Origin of the sequence: Arthrobacter ramosus, assembly GCF_039535095.1 — a bacterium.
Classification (GTDB): Bacteria; Actinomycetota; Actinomycetes; order Actinomycetales; family Micrococcaceae; genus Arthrobacter; species Arthrobacter ramosus.
The window spans coordinates 3,263,692-3,280,561 of record NZ_BAAAWN010000001.1 but is presented as its reverse complement, the minus strand read 5'-3'; the positions used below and the strand labels follow the sequence as shown (position 1 = coordinate 3,280,561).

Annotated in this window: 18 protein-coding genes and 1 pseudogene; 9 read left to right on the top strand and 10 right to left on the bottom strand. The window is 63.5% G+C overall.

Translation table 11 applies throughout. The features are described 5' to 3' along the window. Window positions 1-3 precede the first annotated feature (3 nt). The gene (locus ABD742_RS15215) at window positions 4-1,107 is read right to left on the bottom strand and encodes a hypothetical protein (protein ID WP_234753053.1); all 1,104 of its coding nucleotides are present in this window, start codon (window positions 1,105-1,107) and stop codon (window positions 4-6) included. A 180-nt stretch (window positions 1,108-1,287) separates the two neighbouring features. On the opposite strand from ABD742_RS15215, the gene ABD742_RS15210 reads away from it, so the two are divergent. After that, on the top strand, window positions 1,288-2,478 hold the full coding sequence (locus ABD742_RS15210) for an acyl-CoA dehydrogenase family protein (RefSeq protein ID WP_234753054.1): 1,191 nt from the start codon (window positions 1,288-1,290) through the stop codon (window positions 2,476-2,478). Window positions 2,479-2,550: 72 nt separating this feature from the next. Here the strand turns inward: ABD742_RS15210 and ABD742_RS15205 are convergent. Then, window positions 2,551-3,006, bottom strand: a pseudogene (locus ABD742_RS15205) (M23 family metallopeptidase); the annotation flags it as partial. 435 nt (window positions 3,007-3,441) lie between these two features. On the opposite strand from ABD742_RS15205, the gene rpsB reads away from it, so the two are divergent. The 6 genes from rpsB (at window position 3,442) to ABD742_RS15175 (ending at window position 8,359) form a co-directional block, all read left to right on the top strand. Continuing rightward, window positions 3,442-4,329, top strand: a complete 888-nt coding sequence (gene rpsB / locus ABD742_RS15200; RefSeq protein ID WP_234753055.1) for a 30S ribosomal protein S2 — start codon at window positions 3,442-3,444, stop codon at window positions 4,327-4,329. Between the two features lie 120 nt (window positions 4,330-4,449). Beyond that, a complete protein-coding gene (gene tsf / locus ABD742_RS15195) occupies window positions 4,450-5,286 on the top strand; it encodes a translation elongation factor Ts (protein WP_234753056.1) in 837 nt (278 codons plus the stop codon). 146 nt (window positions 5,287-5,432) lie between these two features. After that, the gene (gene pyrH, locus ABD742_RS15190; protein ID WP_234753057.1) at window positions 5,433-6,170 is read left to right on the top strand and encodes a UMP kinase; all 738 of its coding nucleotides are present in this window, start codon (window positions 5,433-5,435) and stop codon (window positions 6,168-6,170) included. A gap of 102 nt (window positions 6,171-6,272) precedes the next feature. Next, on the top strand, window positions 6,273-6,830 hold the full coding sequence (frr, locus tag ABD742_RS15185; protein WP_234753058.1) for a ribosome recycling factor: 558 nt from the start codon (window positions 6,273-6,275) through the stop codon (window positions 6,828-6,830). Then, window positions 6,830-7,753: a phosphatidate cytidylyltransferase gene (locus ABD742_RS15180; RefSeq protein ID WP_234753059.1), complete on the top strand. Its 924-nt coding sequence runs from the start codon at window positions 6,830-6,832 to the stop codon at window positions 7,751-7,753. Before frr ends, ABD742_RS15180 begins: the two co-directional genes overlap by 1 nt. Window positions 7,754-7,774: 21 nt before the next feature. Further along, window positions 7,775-8,359 (top strand): DivIVA domain-containing protein, encoded by a 585-nt coding sequence (locus ABD742_RS15175; RefSeq protein ID WP_234753061.1) that lies wholly within the window; start codon window positions 7,775-7,777, stop codon window positions 8,357-8,359. A 63-nt stretch (window positions 8,360-8,422) separates the two neighbouring features. Here ABD742_RS15175 and ABD742_RS15170 read toward each other — a convergent pair whose 3' ends face one another. From ABD742_RS15170 to ABD742_RS15155, 4 genes are read right to left on the bottom strand one after another with little or no spacing between them, the layout of a single operon-like run. After that, a complete protein-coding gene (locus ABD742_RS15170; RefSeq protein ID WP_234753062.1) occupies window positions 8,423-9,895 on the bottom strand; it encodes a sodium/solute symporter in 1,473 nt (490 codons plus the stop codon). Continuing rightward, window positions 9,892-10,254: a DUF485 domain-containing protein gene (locus tag ABD742_RS15165; RefSeq protein ID WP_234753064.1), complete on the bottom strand. Its 363-nt coding sequence runs from the start codon at window positions 10,252-10,254 to the stop codon at window positions 9,892-9,894. Before ABD742_RS15165 ends, ABD742_RS15170 begins: the two co-directional genes overlap by 4 nt. Continuing rightward, window positions 10,251-10,970 carry a LytR/AlgR family response regulator transcription factor gene (locus ABD742_RS15160; RefSeq protein ID WP_234753065.1) on the bottom strand — a complete coding sequence of 240 codons (720 nt, stop codon included), beginning with the start codon at window positions 10,968-10,970 and terminating at the stop codon, window positions 10,251-10,253. Before ABD742_RS15160 ends, ABD742_RS15165 begins: the two co-directional genes overlap by 4 nt. Before the next feature lie 15 nt (window positions 10,971-10,985). Continuing rightward, window positions 10,986-12,152, bottom strand: coding sequence for a histidine kinase (locus ABD742_RS15155; RefSeq protein ID WP_234753066.1), 1,167 nt, complete (start codon window positions 12,150-12,152; stop codon window positions 10,986-10,988). Window positions 12,153-12,316: 164 nt separating this feature from the next. On the opposite strand from ABD742_RS15155, the gene ABD742_RS15150 reads away from it, so the two are divergent. Continuing rightward, window positions 12,317-12,694 carry a DUF485 domain-containing protein gene (locus ABD742_RS15150; RefSeq protein ID WP_234753067.1) on the top strand — a complete coding sequence of 126 codons (378 nt, stop codon included), beginning with the start codon at window positions 12,317-12,319 and terminating at the stop codon, window positions 12,692-12,694. Continuing rightward, complete coding sequence (locus tag ABD742_RS15145; protein ID WP_234753068.1) at window positions 12,691-14,307, top strand: solute symporter family protein; 1,617 nt, start codon at window positions 12,691-12,693, stop codon at window positions 14,305-14,307. The genes ABD742_RS15150 and ABD742_RS15145 overlap by 4 nt, the downstream gene beginning before the upstream one ends. Before the next feature lie 76 nt (window positions 14,308-14,383). On the opposite strand, the gene ABD742_RS15140 is transcribed toward ABD742_RS15145, so the two are convergent. From ABD742_RS15140 to ABD742_RS15125, 4 genes are all read right to left on the bottom strand, one after another. Next, window positions 14,384-14,947: a hypothetical protein gene (locus ABD742_RS15140; protein WP_234753069.1), complete on the bottom strand. Its 564-nt coding sequence runs from the start codon at window positions 14,945-14,947 to the stop codon at window positions 14,384-14,386. A gap of 29 nt (window positions 14,948-14,976) precedes the next feature. After that, complete coding sequence (locus tag ABD742_RS15135) at window positions 14,977-15,390, bottom strand: DUF4383 domain-containing protein (protein WP_234753070.1); 414 nt, start codon at window positions 15,388-15,390, stop codon at window positions 14,977-14,979. 127 nt (window positions 15,391-15,517) lie between these two features. Then, complete coding sequence (locus tag ABD742_RS15130; RefSeq protein ID WP_234753071.1) at window positions 15,518-16,171, bottom strand: hypothetical protein; 654 nt, start codon at window positions 16,169-16,171, stop codon at window positions 15,518-15,520. 132 nt (window positions 16,172-16,303) lie between these two features. After that, window positions 16,304-16,789, bottom strand: coding sequence for an Lrp/AsnC family transcriptional regulator (locus tag ABD742_RS15125; protein WP_234753072.1), 486 nt, complete (start codon window positions 16,787-16,789; stop codon window positions 16,304-16,306). Between the last annotated feature and the right edge of the window lie 81 nt (window positions 16,790-16,870).

The following is a 16,870-nucleotide window of genomic DNA, read 5'->3' as shown; positions in this document are numbered from 1 at the left end:
CGTTTACTCGGAGCGCTGGCCGTCGTTCGAGTTGTCCCCGGCGCTGCCGGTGAACATCAGGCCCTTGGGCTGGATGGAGGCGAGTTCCTTGATCGGGGCGAGAGCTCCCGTGCCCAGGTCCAGGCTTGCCAGGTAGGCCGGGCCGGCGTCGGGTACCACGGTGGAGACGGCTTCGCCGGCCTTGAACGGGCCAGTGATGGAGAAGACCTTATTGTCCTTCGGGTCCGTGACCAGGAGGGTCTGGTTCGAGTGTGCCGCGAACACGGTGTCATCCAACGGCTGGGCAACCGAAAGCACCTGGAGAGCTTGCTTGCCGCTGCCCGGGTTGGAAGCGAAGATCAACTGCCGGTCTGCCTGCGCGTCAAGCATGAAGGAGTTCTTGAACCGCGGAGCGGCCGCCGGAACCTGGGTGTTGGAGTCCGGGTCGGTGAGGCCAAGCGTGGTTGCCTTTCCAGCCTGGGGACCATTGGCTGCGGTAGCCGTAGCACTGTCGCCGAAGAGAGGCGTCAGTTTGGCGGTGGCACCTTCCAATGCGACGGAATAGGCGGCGGGACCCGAAGTATCAACCGGCGCTGAGGCGCTGACGAGGATCTTGCCGTTCACGACAGATACCGCGTCGGTTCCACCACCGTGGGTGAGGCCCGAATATGTGTACGTGGTCAGCGGCTTCGCCTGGTCAGGGCTGAGGGTTGAGAAGCTCGAGTTGCCGTCCTCGTTGGCGGTGAGGAGGAGACGGTGGTGTTCCGGATCGGCCGTAAGCCCATCGACCTTGCCCGTGACTTGCCAGGACTTGCCGGGCTTTCCGTCGAGGCTGAACTGCTGAACGGTGCTGGCGGTGGCGCCGTTTGCAGAGGCCTCGCCCAAGGGGCCAACGCCATTCTGGAACGAGACGTACACGGAGTCGCCCATCCGCGTGATGTCGTCAGGTGCTGACTCGGTGCCGACCGGGGAGAAGGTCTTCACGGAGAATCCGGCGGCGGGGGCCTGCGCTTCGCCCTCGTCAGCGGCGGATGCCGGCAGGGCAACGGAGGCAAGAGTGGAGGCAGCGACTGCGGCGCCCACCAATACCATCGAGGTCCGCTTGAGCTTGTTGGGTGTAACAGGCATTGAAAATCGTCCTTAGATTGGGGAAACGATGTCCCTGACAAGCTATGGGGGCGGGCTGGGAGTGAACCGTGCAAAGGGCAAACACCGGGGGACCCGGAGGTTAACGGCAACTGTTTCCGCTTGTGCGGAGGACTGTCATTCCTGTAAGTTACTCACCAGTAACTTACCCGAAGGAGTGCCATGTCCAAGGCAGCAATCGACCTCGAGAATCTCCCGTACGCCGATGGCGACTTCTATGGCTTTGAGCAATTGCTCACGGGCAAGGAACAGGACCGGCTTGCTGAAATCCGGGCTTTCCTTTCCCGTGAGGTCAGACCGATTGCCGTCGATTGCTGGAACCGTGGCGAGTTCCCCATGGACCTGATCCCCAAACTGGCCGAGATTGACCTGGTCAGCCCGGTAAGGCGGCAAGGCTATTCCAACCTTTTCGCTGGCCTTGTCCACGCAGAGGCAACCCGCGCCGATGCCTCGATTGCCACATTCATGGGCGTTCACGATGGCCTGTTCACTGGCTCCATCGAGGCGCTGGCATCTCAAGAGCAACAGGACGCCTGGCTGCCGGACATTTACTCCCTCAGGAAAATCGGCGCCTTCGGACTGACCGAGCCATTAGGCGGTTCGGACGTCGCCGGCGGCACCCGTACCACTGCGCGGCGCGACGGCGGCAACTGGATCCTCAACGGGGCCAAGCGCTGGATCGGCAACGCCACCTTCTCGGACTGGGTTGTGGTCTTCGCCCGCGACCTCGGCGACAATCAGGTCAAGGGTTTCCTGGTGGACACGAGCCTCCCCGGATTCAAGGCCAGCAAGATCGAGAACAAGATCTCGCTGCGGACCGTCCAGAATGCCGATATCACCCTTGAGAACGTGGTGGTCCCGGACTTCTTCAAACTGGCCAACGCCAACAGCTTCAGGGACACCAACAAGGTCCTCAAAGTCACGCGGCTTTCGGTCGCGTGGCAGGCTGTGGGCCAGCAGCTTGCGGCGTTCGACGTCGCCCGCCGCTACGCGGTTGAACGGATGCAGTTCGGGAGGCCCCTGGCATCGTTCCAATTGGTCCAGCAACAACTCGTGCAGATCCTGGGCAACACCGTCAGCTCCATGGGCATGATGGTCCGTCTCGCGCAGCTTGAGGATTCCGGTGCGGCCAAGGACGAGCAATCCGCGCTGGCGAAAGCCTTCACCACGGCCCGCATGCGCGAAAGCGTTGCCCTGGGCCGGGGCATCCTGGGCGGCAACGGCATCGTCACGGACTATGAGATGGCCAAGATCTTCGCCGACGCCGAGGCCATCTACTCGTACGAAGGCACCCACGAAATCAACACCCTTGTCACGGGGCGGGCCATCACGGGGATTTCCGCCATCGTCTAGCGCCAGCAAATCGTCCAGAGGCAGCAACACGGACGGCCGGAGATCCGTAACGAAGGCAAGCGGGTTGACGTAGTCCTCCCCATGCCGCACTCCCCAGTGGAGGCACGGTGATTCCGCACAGTGGCCGATTCTGACTACGCCGATGGCCTGGCCCTTGTTCACAATGGCCCCCTCTGCGAGTTGGCTGTCCACGGGCTCAAAGCTGCTCCGTAGCCCGCCCCTATGGTCGATGGTGACCACGGGACGGTCCACCACGACGCCCACGAAGCTCACGGTGCCGTCGGCGGGGGCGGCGACCGTGACGCCGTCGTCGGCTGCTTGTAAATCCACGCCACGGTGCCCGCTCAACCACGGCTTGTCCGGAGGGTCGAAGCCGCGCACGACGGCGGGCTTGGGGGAGAGTGGCCACGCCCAGCCCGGGCGGGTGCCGGGCGGGGTGCTCGCGCCCGGCGGTGGCGATGCAACGGCAGGCGCCGCGCCCAAGGTAACCAGCAAAAGAACGTAGGCCGGAAGATGTGCGGTTCTCATGGAACAAGCCTTCGTTGGCGCCGCAGGGTCCGAAAGCCGCCAGTTCGGCTATGTGGAAAACAGTGCGGGAAACCTGCCGAAGGATGGAGGCTGAATCCGGGGCTTTTGCGGTCATAAGGCTGGAGGCGCTGTAGTACACTTGGTGGAGCAGTTTGCTGTGCCCTCAAGCTTGTTCAGAAGCGCTTCTCATTCAGTTGCGCGGGGGTCCCAGGCTGACTACGCGTATCCAACCCTCCAATTGCGAATCCTCGCGGATTCAATGCTGCGGAGGATTGTGCCTCTTGCGGTCCGGCGAGTCATTGGCCGGATGAGAAGTGCAATGGATGCCAGGAGCCAAGGCCCGTTCGGGTCCGGCTAATTAACCGTCAACTATTGGCAGGGTAAGAGCGGCCCGTGTGGCTCTCTCATGAATGACCTGCCGGAAGGAGCGTCGGCATGCCCGTCGTAACTATGCGCCAGCTGCTTGACAGCGGCGTCCACTTTGGACACCAGACCCGTCGTTGGAACCCGAAGATGAAGCGATTCATCTTCACGGAGCGCAACGGCATCTACATCATTGACCTTCAGCAGTCGCTGTCCTACATCGACCGCGCTTTCGAGTTCGTCAAGGCTACTGTCGCCCACGGCGGCACCGTCCTGTTCGTCGGCACCAAGAAGCAGGCTCAGGAAGCAATTTCCGAGCAGGCTACCCGTGTTGGCCAGCCGTACGTCAACCAGCGTTGGTTGGGCGGTATGCTTACCAACTTCCAGACCGTTGCCAAGCGCATCCAGCGTATGAAGGAACTCGAAGAGATCAACTTCGAGGACGTCGCAGGCTCGGGTTACACCAAGAAGGAGCTCCTGCTCCTCAAGCGTGAACTCACCAAGCTGGAAACCAACCTCGGTGGTATCCGCAACCTGACCAAGGCTCCTTCCGTTCTGTGGGTGGTTGACACGAAGAAGGAACACCTGGCTGTGGACGAAGCCAAGAAGCTGAACATCCCGGTTGTTGCCATCCTGGACACCAACTGCGACCCCGACGAAGTTGACTTCCCGATCCCGGGCAACGACGACGCCATCCGCTCCGTAAACCTGCTGACCCGAGTGGTTGCCGACGCCGTTGCTGAGGGCCTCATCGCCCGTAACCAGCGCGCAACCGGTGCTGCAGAGGCCCCGGAAGAACCGCTGGCTGAGTGGGAGCGCGAACTCCTCGAAGGCAGCAAGGCCGAAGCTGCTGAAGCTCCGGCCGCCGAGGCTGTCGAAGCTCCGGCGGCGGAAGCTGTCGAAGCCCCGGCCGCCGAGGCCACCGAAGCTGCTGCTGGCGAAGCCGAAGCAGACAAGTAAATCCGGACCTTTCCTGCACCAATTTCGGTGCGGGGAGCTACTGACAGGATGGCGGCCCACCAGGTGGGCTGCCGTCCTGTCAGTCCGTAAACACATAAATTTCTAGACAGAGGGGTTCACATGGCGAACTACACTGCTGCTGACATCAAGGCCCTGCGCGAGCGCACCGGCGCCGGCATGATGGACGTCAAGAAGGCTCTTGACGAGGCCAACGGCGACGCCGAGAAGGCCATCGAGATCATCCGCATCAAGGGCCTCAAGGGCGCTACCAAGCGTGAAGGCCGCTCCACCGCTGAAGGCCTGGTTGCAGCCAAGGTCACCGGCGGCGTTGGCGTAATGATCGAGGTCAACTGCGAGACCGACTTCGTCGCCAAGGCTGACAAGTTCATCCAGCTGGCCGACAAGGTCCTGGCCGTCGCCGTCGAGTCCGGCGCTGCCGACCTCGAGACCCTGCTGGCCATCGACGTCGACGGCAAGCCCCTTTCCGAGGTCGTCGTCGAAGAAGGCGCCGTTCTCGGCGAAAAGGTTGTTGTCCGCCGTATTGCCCGCATTGAAGGCGGCACGGTTGACGCTTACCTGCACAAGACCTCCAAGGACCTCCCGGCCCAGGTCGGCGTCCTGTTCGCCGTTGAGGGCGAGGGCGACGCCGCTGCTACCGCAGCCCACGACGTTGCCGTCCACGTTGCAGCCATGGCCCCGAACTACCTGAGCCGCGAAGACGTCCCGGCCGAACTGGTCGAGTCCGAGCGCCGCATCGCCGAAGAGACCGCCAAGGCCGAAGGCAAGCCGGAAGCCGCTCTCACCAAGATCGTAGAAGGCCGCGTGACGGGCTTCTACAAGGGCGAAGTTCTCTTGGACCAGGCATTCGCCAAGGACTCCAAGAAGACCGTTGCACAGGTCCTCGAAGAGGCCGGCGTCAAGGCAACTGCCGTTGCCCGTTTCCGCGTCGGAAACTAGTTAGACATACAAAAGGGGTGGTCACTTCGGTGGCCGCCCCTTTTGCATGCAACGGCAGGCCCGCACCGAGTGCATCCACAGCCGGCAGCTTTCTGCCCGGCCCCCAGCAAGATAATCTAGCCAGAGTCCACAAACGGGAAGGCACCATGGAAACCGAGAACACTGCACTCCATCCGGAGAAGACCCGTCGTCGTGTACTGCTGAAGCTGTCCGGCGAGGTCATCGGCGGCGGAAAGCTTGGAGTGGACCCGGAAACCGTCCGCGCCATCGCCAAGCAAATCGCCGCCGCCGTTTCCGAAGTCGAGGTGGCAATCGTCGTCGGCGGCGGTAACTTCTTCCGCGGCGCCGAACTTTCGCAGAGCGGCATGGACCGCTCCCGCGCCGACTACATGGGAATGCTCGGCACTGTCATGAACTGCCTGGCCCTGCAGGATTTCCTGGAGCAGGCGGGCGTCGAGACCCGCGTTCAGAGCGCCATCACCATGGGACAGGTAGCCGAGGCCTACATTCCGCGCCGTGCCATCCGCCACATGGAGAAGGGCCGCGTCGTCATCTTCGGTGCTGGCGCAGGCCTTCCGTACTTCTCCACAGACACCGTGGCCGCCCAGCGTGCACTCGAAGTGCATGCCGACGTCGTCCTCATGGCAAAGAGCGGTGTGGACGGTGTGTACACCGCGGATCCCAAGAAGGACCCCACGGCTGAGAAGCTCGAAAAGCTCAGCTACGACGAGGCCCTGCGCCGTGACATCCGCGTGATGGACCAGACCGCCATGACCATGTGCAAGGACAACAATTTGTCCATGGTTGTCTTCGGCATGGAAGGCGAAGGGAACGTCACCCGGGCCATCCTCGGCGAAAAGCTTGGCACCTTGGTCACCCCCTAGCAAGGGCTAGGATATTTCTAGGACTCTTCCGCCCGCAGGGGCGGAAATTTATTGTGCATTGCGGCCCGTGGACCGGGGCGCGACTATTTCTGAGGAGAAACCGTGATCGAAGAAACCTTGCTCGAAGCCGTGGAAAAGATGGACAAGGCGGTCGAGGTAGCCAAGGAGGATTTCGCGTCGATCCGTACCGGTCGTGCGAACCCCGGACTCTACAACAAGGTGATCGTGGAATACTACGGCACCCCCACACCGCTGCAGCAGCTGGCTTCCTTCGCTATTCCGGACGCCAGGACCATCCTGATCACGCCCTTTGACAAGACCTCAATGCGCGATATCGAAAGGGCCTTGAGCGACTCCGAGGTCGGCGCCAATCCGTCCAACGACGGCAACGTCATCCGTATCACCATCCCGGAGCTCACCCAGGAACGCCGCAAGGAATACGTCAAGATCGTCAAGGGCAAGGGTGAGGACGCAAAGGTTTCCATCCGAAGCATCCGGCGCAAGGCCAAGGACGCCCTGGACAAGCTCGTCAAGGACGGCGAAGCCGGCGAAGACGAGGGTGCCCGTGGCGAAAAGGAACTCGACGCCATCACCAAGGCACACGTCGACGGTATCGACGAGCTCCTCAAGCGCAAGGAAGCCGAGCTGCTCGAGGTCTGATGAGCGAGGCTGAGCCGGCGCCCGCGCAGGGAATTCCCATACGCGCCAGACGCCAACGAGGCAACCCAACGCCCAAGGCCGGCCGGAATCTTCCGGCCGCCATCGGCGTCGGGCTCGCCATGCTCTTTGCCGTTCTCGGCGGGCTGCTGTTCCTGCCCCTGGGGTTCGTTCTCCTGACCACCGCGTTTGCTGTCCTCGGCGTGTGGGAAATTTTCCGTGCGCTCGAAGCCCAGGGCACCAGGATGCCGATCATCCCCGTGCTGACCGGTACCGTGGCGATGCCGCTGGCGGCTTACTTCGGTGGCACCGAAAGCCTGCTCTTCGCGATGGTGCTGAGCAGCACGGCCGTCCTGCTCTGGCGTTCCCTTGAAAGCGCTGCCGGAGCTCCGCGCAGCGTCTTCTCCGGAATCTTCACGCTTGCCTGGGTGCCTTTCCTGATCAGCTTTGCCATCCTGCCTCTCCATACAGGCGGGGGGGCGACGACGGCGGGTCCCTGGCCCGCCGGGCAGGTTCCGGCGGGTGCCTGGCAGATTGCCGTGATGTTGCTGCTGGTAGTGTCCAACGATACTTTCGGGTACCTCGTCGGGGCGCTGTTCGGCAAGCATCCGATGGCTCCCAAGATCAGCCCCAAAAAGACCTGGGAAGGGTTCGCTGGCTCGGTGGCAGGTGCCATGGTCATCGGGATCCTCGCCAGCATCTTCGTCCTGGGCAGGCCGTGGTGGGTCGGCGTGGTGCTTGCCGTGGGCATGGTGGCCGCGGCTACCGCCGGTGACCTCGCGGAGTCCATGGTCAAACGGGAACTTGGCGTCAAAGACATGAGCAGCATCCTGCCCGGACACGGCGGGGTCATGGACCGCCTCGACTCGATCGTCTTCGCGGCACCGGCAGCATATATTCTTTTCGCGCTGTTGAGCGGCGCCTGACAACCACCCAGAAGGAAAGCAGTGGCAGTGGACATTCGTCGCCAGATCCCCGCAGCATTTGAGCGCGTGGCGCACAGCAAGTACGGCTACAACGCAAAGCAAGTGGACCAGTTTTTCCAGCGCGCCCGGTTGTCGTTTGAAAACAGGGCCGAGGCAGCGGAGAAAATCGGCAGCAGCGATGTGCGCGCGGTTTCGTTTGATCCTGTCAAGGGCGGCTACGACGCCACCGCTGTGGACGCCGCATTGGACCGCCTCGAAGATGCCTTCGCCCGGCGTGAACGCGACGAGCTGATAGCGGCCGAAGGCGAGGAAGCCTGGTTGCTGAAGATCGGCAAACTCTCCGGAGTGTTGCGCGGCCGTTTGCACCGGCCTGATGGCGAACGTTTCCGCCGGCCGGACAAGAAGCGTGCGCGCAGCTACAACATCGCCGAGGTCGATGCCTTGTGCGTCTCCCTGATCGGTTACTTGGAGAACGACAAACCGCTGAGCGTCGACAACGTCCGCCGAGCCGCTTTCTCCGAGGCCCGCGGGCGCGACGGCTACGAAGAGGCGCAGGTTGATGCCTTCCTCGACCGGGTTGTCGAGCTCATGGCGGCGATCGACTAGCAAAACCCAGGCGGACGCCCGGCGCCGTCAGCGGCCCTCGCCCTCAGCTCCCTGAGCTGAGCCTCAGCGGAGCTGGCGCTCCGTGGCCACCGGTCGTTCCGGGACATGAAGCCTGGTCATCAGCCGGGCCACGGTCCCGGGGACCCGGTGTTTCGTAGCCCTCGAGACGAGTACCATCACGGCAAACGCGGCCGGCACCGTCCACGCCGCGGGCTGGGCAATCCATCCGGGTGCGGCCGAACCGATGAGCGTGCTTGATACCAGCGCACCCCCGCACAGGACGGCTCCGGTCAGCATGCCGGCAATGGCCCCTGCGTCGCTCAGGCCACGCCACCAAATGCCCAGCACCAGGACCGGACATATGGTGGACGCCGTGAAAGCGAACACCAGCCCTACACTGCCGGCCAGGGCCATCGAATCCGTCGTGAATGCAAAAGCCAGGGGGACTACGGCGGCCAGGAGGGTGGCCACCCGGAATCCGTGCACGCTCCCGCCAAGGAGGTCCTGGCTGATGACGCCGGCCAGCGAAACGACCAATCCCGACGTCGTCGAGAGGAATGCCGCAAACGCGCCGGCAACCACCAATGCCGACAGAAGATCGCCGGGCACCCCGCCCAGCAGCTTTCCAGGCAGCAGCAGGACCAGGGCGTCGGGCCGTCCGTTGCGTGCAAGCTCAGGTGCGAAGACCCGACCGAGCAGGCCGGACGCCGTCGGGAACAAATAGAAGACCGATAACAGGCCCAGCACGATAAGGGTGGTCCGGCGGGCCGATTGGCCGTCCGGGTTGGTGTAGAAGCGGACAAGGACGTGGGGGAGTCCCAGTGTTCCGAAAAGCAGCGCCACCAGGAGCGAGACAGTCTGGTAGAGCCCGGCTGCGGGGAGGCCCGTGGGATTGCTGGATGCCTCCGCCAGGACCGGTGAGCCGCCGCCGGTCTGGTTCAGCATCAGGAACACCACAGGCACGGCCAAGGCCGTGAGCTTGAGCCAGTATTGGAAAGCCTGGACGAAGGTGATGGAACGCATGCCACCAGCCACTACTGTCACGCAGACCACGGCGACGACGGCGATGGAGCCTACCCAGGAAGGCAATCCCGTGCTGATCCGGATGGTGAGCCCGGCGCCTTGAAGCTGCGGCACGATGTAGAGCCATCCGACAGCAACGACGACAAGGCTCGTGACCCGGCGGACGGCTTTCGACTCGAGCCTGGCCTCCGTGAAATCCGGAATCGTGTAGGCGCCCGATCGGCGCAAGGGGGCGGCCACGAACAGCAACAGCATCAGGTAGCCCGCCGTGTAGCCCACGGGGAACCACAGAGCGTCCGTTCCGGTCAGCAGAATCAGCCCCGCGACGCCCAGGAAACTCGCCGCCGACAGGTATTCGCCGCCGATCGCCGAGGCATTCCACCATGGCCGGACAGTGCGGGATGCCACGTAAAAGTCGCCCGTGGTACGCGAAATGCGTAGCCCGTGGAAGCCGATCGACGCTGTCGCAAGCGCCACACCCAGAAAAGCCGCGAGCCCGACGGCGGGATTCACTTCTCCTCCACAAGATCGCGGTAGCGGGCTTCGTTCCTTGCCGCGGAGCGGTTGTACAGCCATGCGCTCAGGCCGATCACCGGATAAAGCGCCGCTCCGAGGATGATCCAATTGACCGGGATGCCCAGAATCCGCATTTGCGCGAGCTGGGGCACCAACGCCACCATGGAGCCGTAGGCGGCCAGCACCAGCAGGAATCCGGAAGCCACGACCACGGCCAGGCGCAACTGCGAACGGATGAGTGACCGGACGAAGACCTGCCCGACGTCCGAGTCCTCGGCAGCTTCGCGCGAATGGTATGGACGCTTGGGGGCTATCCGGGCAGCTGACTGCGGGGCCGTGACCCTGACGCGGGTCATCCTTGTGGCCGGATCCGGGTGGCCTCGAGTTTGTCCCGCACGGCCGGAAGGTGCCTGCGGCTGATCGGCAGTTCGGCTCCGGCCACGGTGACACTTGGCCGTGCCGCAGCGAGTTTCATATGCCCCACGTGGTTGAGGGACATCAGATACGAACGGTGGATGCGGATGAATCCGGCTTCCGCCCACTGCTGTTCGAGGTCGCTCAGGGGTACCCGGATCAAGTAGCTCGCCTCCGCGGTGTGCAGCCGGGCGTAGTCTCCCTGGGCCTGGACGTAGCTGACGTCGTCCCTCCGGATCATCCGGGTTGTTCCGCCTTGGTCAACCGTGATCATCTCGGGGACCTTGCTGCCGTCCTTGATGAGCTCGCTGATGCGGCTGATGGACCGCGCCAGGCGCTCGGCACGGACCGGTTTGAGCAGATAGTCGACGGCGGCCAGTTCGAACGCCTCAAGCGCACAGTCCTCGTCAGCGGTGACGAAGACGACGGCGGGAGGGCGGGGGCTGCGCGAGATGGCACGGGCGATGTCCAAACCGGAAAGCGCGGGCATGTGGATGTCCAGGAAGACAGCGTCCACGGATTCCGTTTCGAGGGCGCTGAGGGCTTCGGCGCCCGAGACTGCGCGGTGGATGGTACCGATGCGCTCGTCCCGGCCCAGCAGGAAGGCGAGCTCTTCAACGGCGGGGAGCTCGTCGTCGGCGACGAGTACGTTGATCATGGTTATAGATTAGCCTCAGGCATCATGGCTCGGCTGGGACTTCGGCACGCGGATGGTGATCAGGGTGCCCTCGCCCGGTGCGGTTTCGATGACGAGTCCGTGTTCGTCCCCGTAGACCTGCCGAAGTCGGGCATCGACGTTCCGCAGTCCAACATGGTCGCCGTCGGCGTGCCCCGCCAGGACAGAGCGCAGGTGTTCCGGATCAATGCCCACGCCGTCGTCCTCGATGGTGACCTCCGCGAAGGCGCCGGAGTCGTTGGCGCAGATGGTGATGTGCCCGGGTCCTTCCTTCGCTTCAAACCCATGGCGCACGGCGTTTTCCACGAGCGGCTGAAGGCTCAGGAAGGGAATCACCGTGCTCAGGACTTCGGGCGCGATCCTGAGGCTCACTTGTACCCGGTCGCCGAAGCGTGCCTTCTCCAACAGCAAGTAGCGGTCGATGCTCCGAAGTTCCTCGGCCAAGGTGGTGAAATCGCCGTGGCGGCGGAAGGAATACCGGGTGAAATCCGCGAACTCGACCACCAACTCCCTCGCCCTGGCGGGGTCAGTGTTGATGAACGAGGCAATGGCGTTGAGCGAGTTGTAGATGAAGTGGGGACTGATCTGTGCGCGCAGGGCCCGGACTTCGGCCTCCATGAGCAAGGTGCGGGAAGCATCGAGTTCGGCCAATTCCACTTGCACGGCCACCCAGTCGGCCAGCTCGCTTGTCGCCCGGACCAACCCGGCACCGGTTTGCGGGGCGAAGGCCGCGACGGCTCCCACCACGCGGTTTCCGGCCCTGATCGGCGCGACGACGGCGTTCAGTGCGTGCGAAGCCGGGACAACCACGGTCCGTCCGTCGGAGAGAACTCCCGAGGCGAGCTCCATAAGGACGGCTTTGAGCTCTTCCGCTGCGCCGTCCCACGCCAGGACGGACTCGGTGTCCGTGATCGCCAGGGCGTCGCAGCCAAGCAGGGAACGCAATTGCCTGCTCGCTTTGGCCGCTCCCGCCGCGTGGAGCCCGGTTCGCAGGTGCTGTCCCGCGCGCGACGCCGCGTGCAGGGTCTGGTAAGTGGCCCTCTCGGCGTCGGTTCCCAGCTCGCGGAAGGAACGGATCACCTTGAGGCCCACCCCGACGACGACCGCCACGGCGAGGACGATGACCGCAATGGCGGCGGCGGTGACGAGCGGGGAATCCGGCATGGAGCAAGACTAGCGAACCCGCCGTTCGGCGCAGCAACGTGTCCGCTGGGCGACGCCTATGCCGGTGAATCTGGAAGTGGCGCAGCTGCCCGGCGTATAGTGATTCCAGTCACGTCGGCCGGGAGTGTGTGGTCGGTGTAGACATCCACAACCAGGAGGAAGCCATGGGTAACGAGGCCCAGACACCGGACGCAGCGGCGTCCGTTGATTTCCAGGAAGTCCAGCAAACGGGGCAGTTTCAGGAGCTCCGCAAGCGCCACCGCAGTTTTGTCTTTCCAATGGCCATCGCATTCCTGCTTTGGTACTTCGCTTACGTCCTGCTGGCTGACTACGCGGTGGGCTTCATGTCCACCAAGCTGTGGGGCAACATCAACGTCGGCCTGGTCCTGGGCCTGCTGCAGTTCGTCTCAACTTTCGGAATTACGGCCTGGTACGTTCACTACTCCAACCGGAAACTGGACCCGATCGCCACGGAAATCCGGAATGAGATCGAGGGCCATGAGTTCGACAAGGGCAGCGCAATGCGGGGGGCAGCGAAATGAGCGCCATGGTCCCGATGGTCAACGTTGCCGCTCTTAAGGACACCACGCTGTTGAACATGGGCATCTTTGCCCTGTTCGTCCTGGTCACCATGGTGATCGTTTTCCGGGCCAGCCGGAACAACAAAACGGCTGCCGACTACTATGCCGCCGGGCGCTCGTTCACCGGTTCGCAGAACGGCACCGCCATCGCCGGAGACTACCTCTCCGCGGCCTCCTTCCTCGGGATCACCGGGGCGATCGCCGTCAACGGCTACGACGGCTTCCTGTACTCCATCGGGTTCCTCGTGGCGTGGCTTGTCGCGTTGCTGCTTGTCGCCGAACTAATGCGCAACACGGGCAAGTTCACCATGGCCGATGTGCTTTCGTTCCGGCTGCGCCAGCGCCCGGTGCGGATCGCCGCGGCCCTGACCACTTTGGCCGTCTGCTTTTTCTACCTGCTGGCGCAGATGGCCGGCGCCGGAAGCCTCATTTCCTTGCTCCTGGGCATCAGCGACTGGGGCGGACAAGCCCTGGTGATCGTCGTCGTCGGCGCCCTCATGATCATGTACGTGCTGATCGGAGGAATGAAGGGCACCACCTGGGTCCAGATCATCAAAGCCGTGCTGCTCATCTGCGGTGCGGCAGTCATGACGCTCTGGGTGCTGTCCATCTACGGCTTCAACCTGTCGAACCTGTTGGGTGCTGCCGCAGACTCTGCCAAGAACCCCAACGTGCTGAACCCCGGCCTGCAGTACGGCAAGACCGAGACCTCCAAGCTGGACTTCCTGTCCCTCGGCTTGGCACTCGTCCTCGGCACGGCCGCCCTGCCACACGTGCTGATGCGCTTCTACACTGTGCCCACGGCCAAGGAAGCCCGCAAATCGGTGGTCTGGTCCATCTGGCTGATCGGGTTGTTCTACCTGTTTACCCTGGTCCTCGGCTACGGCGCGGCAGCCCTCGTTGGAGCCGACACCATCAAGTCGGCCCCCGGCGGGGTGAACTCCGCTGCGCCGCTCCTGGCGTTCCACCTGGGCGGGCCGTTGCTGCTGGGCTTCATCTCGGCCGTCGCGTTCGCCACCATCCTTGCGGTGGTGGCGGGCTTGACCATCACGGCAGCGGCGTCGTTCGCCCACGATATCTATGCGAACGTCATCTCCAAGGGCAAGGCCGGCGCCGGAACCGAGGTCAAAGTGGCCCGGCGGACTGTGGTGGTCATCGGGGTCCTTGCGATCGTTGGCGGTATTTTCGCCAATGGCCAGAACGTAGCGTTCCTTGTCGCCCTCGCCTTCGCAGTGGCGGCGTCAGCGAATTTGCCGACCATCCTCTACTCCCTGTTCTGGAAGAAGTTCACCACCCAGGGCGCCATCTGGAGCATGTACGGCGGACTGTCGGCGGCCATCATCCTCATTGCCTTGTCGCCGGTTGTTTCCGGTGCCAAGACGTCAATGATCCCTGGTGCCAACTTCGCCATCTTCCCGTTGAGCAACCCGGGAATCGTGTCCATTCCGCTCGCCTTCCTGCTTGGCTGGCTCGGAACCGTCGTGGACAAGCGGCGCGAAGACACGGCGAAGCAGGCCGAGATGGAAGTCCGTTCCCTGACCGGCGTAGGAGCCGAGAAAGCGGTGAACCACTAGGACTACCGGTCCAACACAGCGATCCCTCCCGCACTCAGTGTGGGAGGGATCGCTGTTGCCGCTTGGCAGAGAGGTCTTAGTGGTTGTGGCCGCCCGGCAGCGAGTGCTCTCCATGCGGGACGGCGTGCGCTCCGGCCACCGAGGCGGCGAGCCCCGGCGTCGTAATTGCTGCGACCACGACGGCGGCGGCGAAGGCAGCGCCCAAAAGCGCACCGGCCCGCGGGGGACCCGAGGCGGCTCCGCCGTCGTCGTCGAGGTACCTGCGGGCGAGCCAGGCAGAGGATCCCAGGGCCATCAGGACCAGGAAAAGAGCCGCCAGATGCCCGCCGTCGAGCATTCTTTGGGCCATGCCGGCAACCAGGAATCCGACGTGGACAAGCACGGCCGCGAGGAGGCCTATGGTTGTTGGCTTGCGGAACCGGAGCCGCCCGCGTTGCAGGCTGGCAATCGAGCTGGCGAGCAGGGCCAGGCCCCAGGCCGCGAAGACGCCGCCCGCCCACATAAGGGCTCCCCGGCCCGAAATGTCGCTCGATGCGATGGAAAGCTCCACGAGGCCGGCCCCCATTCCCGCGAAACAAGAAAACAGGGTGAGGGAGGCCCCAATGGTGGGTCCCACGGACGTCGCTGCTTGAGCTGACACGGACGGCTCCTTCCGGGTTTCGAGGTCTTCTAGACGTGGGCCCTGGCGGTGGTGGCCGGAACCTTGTCCTGCGAGAGACCGACGCCGAGAAGCACCACTGCGCTGGCCAGGTGCAGGACGTTGTCTGCGCCGTTAAGGGCAATGATGTTCAGTGCGGAGCCCACGAGGAACAGCCCGAGGATGCCGACAAGCAAGTAGACGGCGCCGACTGTGGTGTTGACGGTCTTGGACAGCACAGTGCTGTTCATGCCCGAGTAGAGCAGGGCAGCGCCGATGGCGAGGTGGATGATGTTGTGCAAGGGGTTTACCGCAAAGATGATCAGATTGGCACCCTCGGTGGCGAAGAATCCAATTCCCGAGGTGACGAAGAATCCAACGACACCCACGAGCAGGTAGACGGCTCCAAAGATGGTGGCGATCAGGCGGTTGGGCGAAGTGCGCATGGTCCAAACCTTCCGGTATGGCCGGTTTTGTATCCGGCCTGTGTTCGAAACCCCGGACGGGGCTCTCAACCAGATATTCGGACCACCCGGGGCTATGGATGGGTGGATGGGACGAATTTTTTCGACGCTAGCCCTGCGGCCGGAGACGGATGGCGTCCATCTTCAAATCATTGCCTTCGAAGCTGTACGCGAGATCAAGGATTTTGCCTTGGCACTGCAAGGTTCCGACAACGTCGGCCGTGTTGGTGCCGTTGACTGAACTGACGTTCACGGAGTCGTAGTGGGGCTTGCAAGTGTTGTCCAGTCCGAGTCCCTCGACGCCGGCAACGAACTCATCTTTCGACAGGTTTTGGGTGAGGGAAGGGTGCATGTACTGGTCGTAGGCTTGCGAGCTTTGGCCATTCACGATCAGGCGGGTGAAATCGTCGGAGATGGTCCGGGCCCTGTTCGTCGCACTTCCCAGTACGTTGACCAGCACGACGACCCCCACGATGATCAGCACGAGGGCCGCGCCCACCGCTCCAAGAATGATCCAGAGGAGCTTTCGGTTCTTCGCGGGCGGCGGGACAGGCATTCCGTAGGGGCCGGGGTACTGCCCGGGGGCCGGAGCCGGATATTGACCCGGCGGGGCGTATTGGCCTGGCGGGGCGTAGGGGGCGGGATACTGGCCCGGTGGACCGTAAGGCGGCGTGCTGCCGTATTGCGATGCTCCGACTCCCGACGCCGGCGGGACGGCTTGGGGGTCCTGGTCCGGCTGTGGCGGTACTTGCGGGGTGCTCACGGTGGTTCCCCTTCCCGGCGGCCAGTCCTGCGTCGCCAACACCGGACGGGAGCCGCCAGCCGGCCCCCAAGGCGTCCACCTGCATCAAATCGCACATTCCAGTGAGGAGCAAGGGCATCCGCCGGAGCGGGCTCAGCCGGTTCGGAGCGCCGTCTTGGTATTGCGGTTCAACAACGGCTGCACGCGGAAGGGAATCAATTCGCCCATCGACATGGCAGTGTCCGTTCGTTCCACTCCGTCACACGCAAGGATCTTGCCGTTGATCCGGAACAAATCCTCGGCGTCGAGCGCCACTACGCGCAGCAGCAGGTCAGCCGAACCGGTCAGGCCGTACCCCTCCAGGATTTCCGGGATTTCGGCGAGGTCCAAGGCAAGCTGTCCAAGCTTTTGCTGCTGCACATGCACCGAGATGAACGCCATGAGGGGGTAGCCGAGGGCGGCAGGGTTGATGCGCCGTTCGAAGGAGAGAAACGCATGTTTCTTTTCCAGTTGGGCCATCCGCGCCTGAACCGTATTCCGCGATAGTCCCAGCTTCTGCGCCAGGGCCACAACCGTGCCGCGGGGGTCCTTCGCCATGGCCGAAAGCAGGCGTGTGTCGGTGCCATCTAAAGCTTGCATAATGCGCAACGTTAGCACGGTGACCACCGTCCAGATAGGGCAGAATGCGCAGAATTTTCAACGGTGGTTGTACCCAATGAG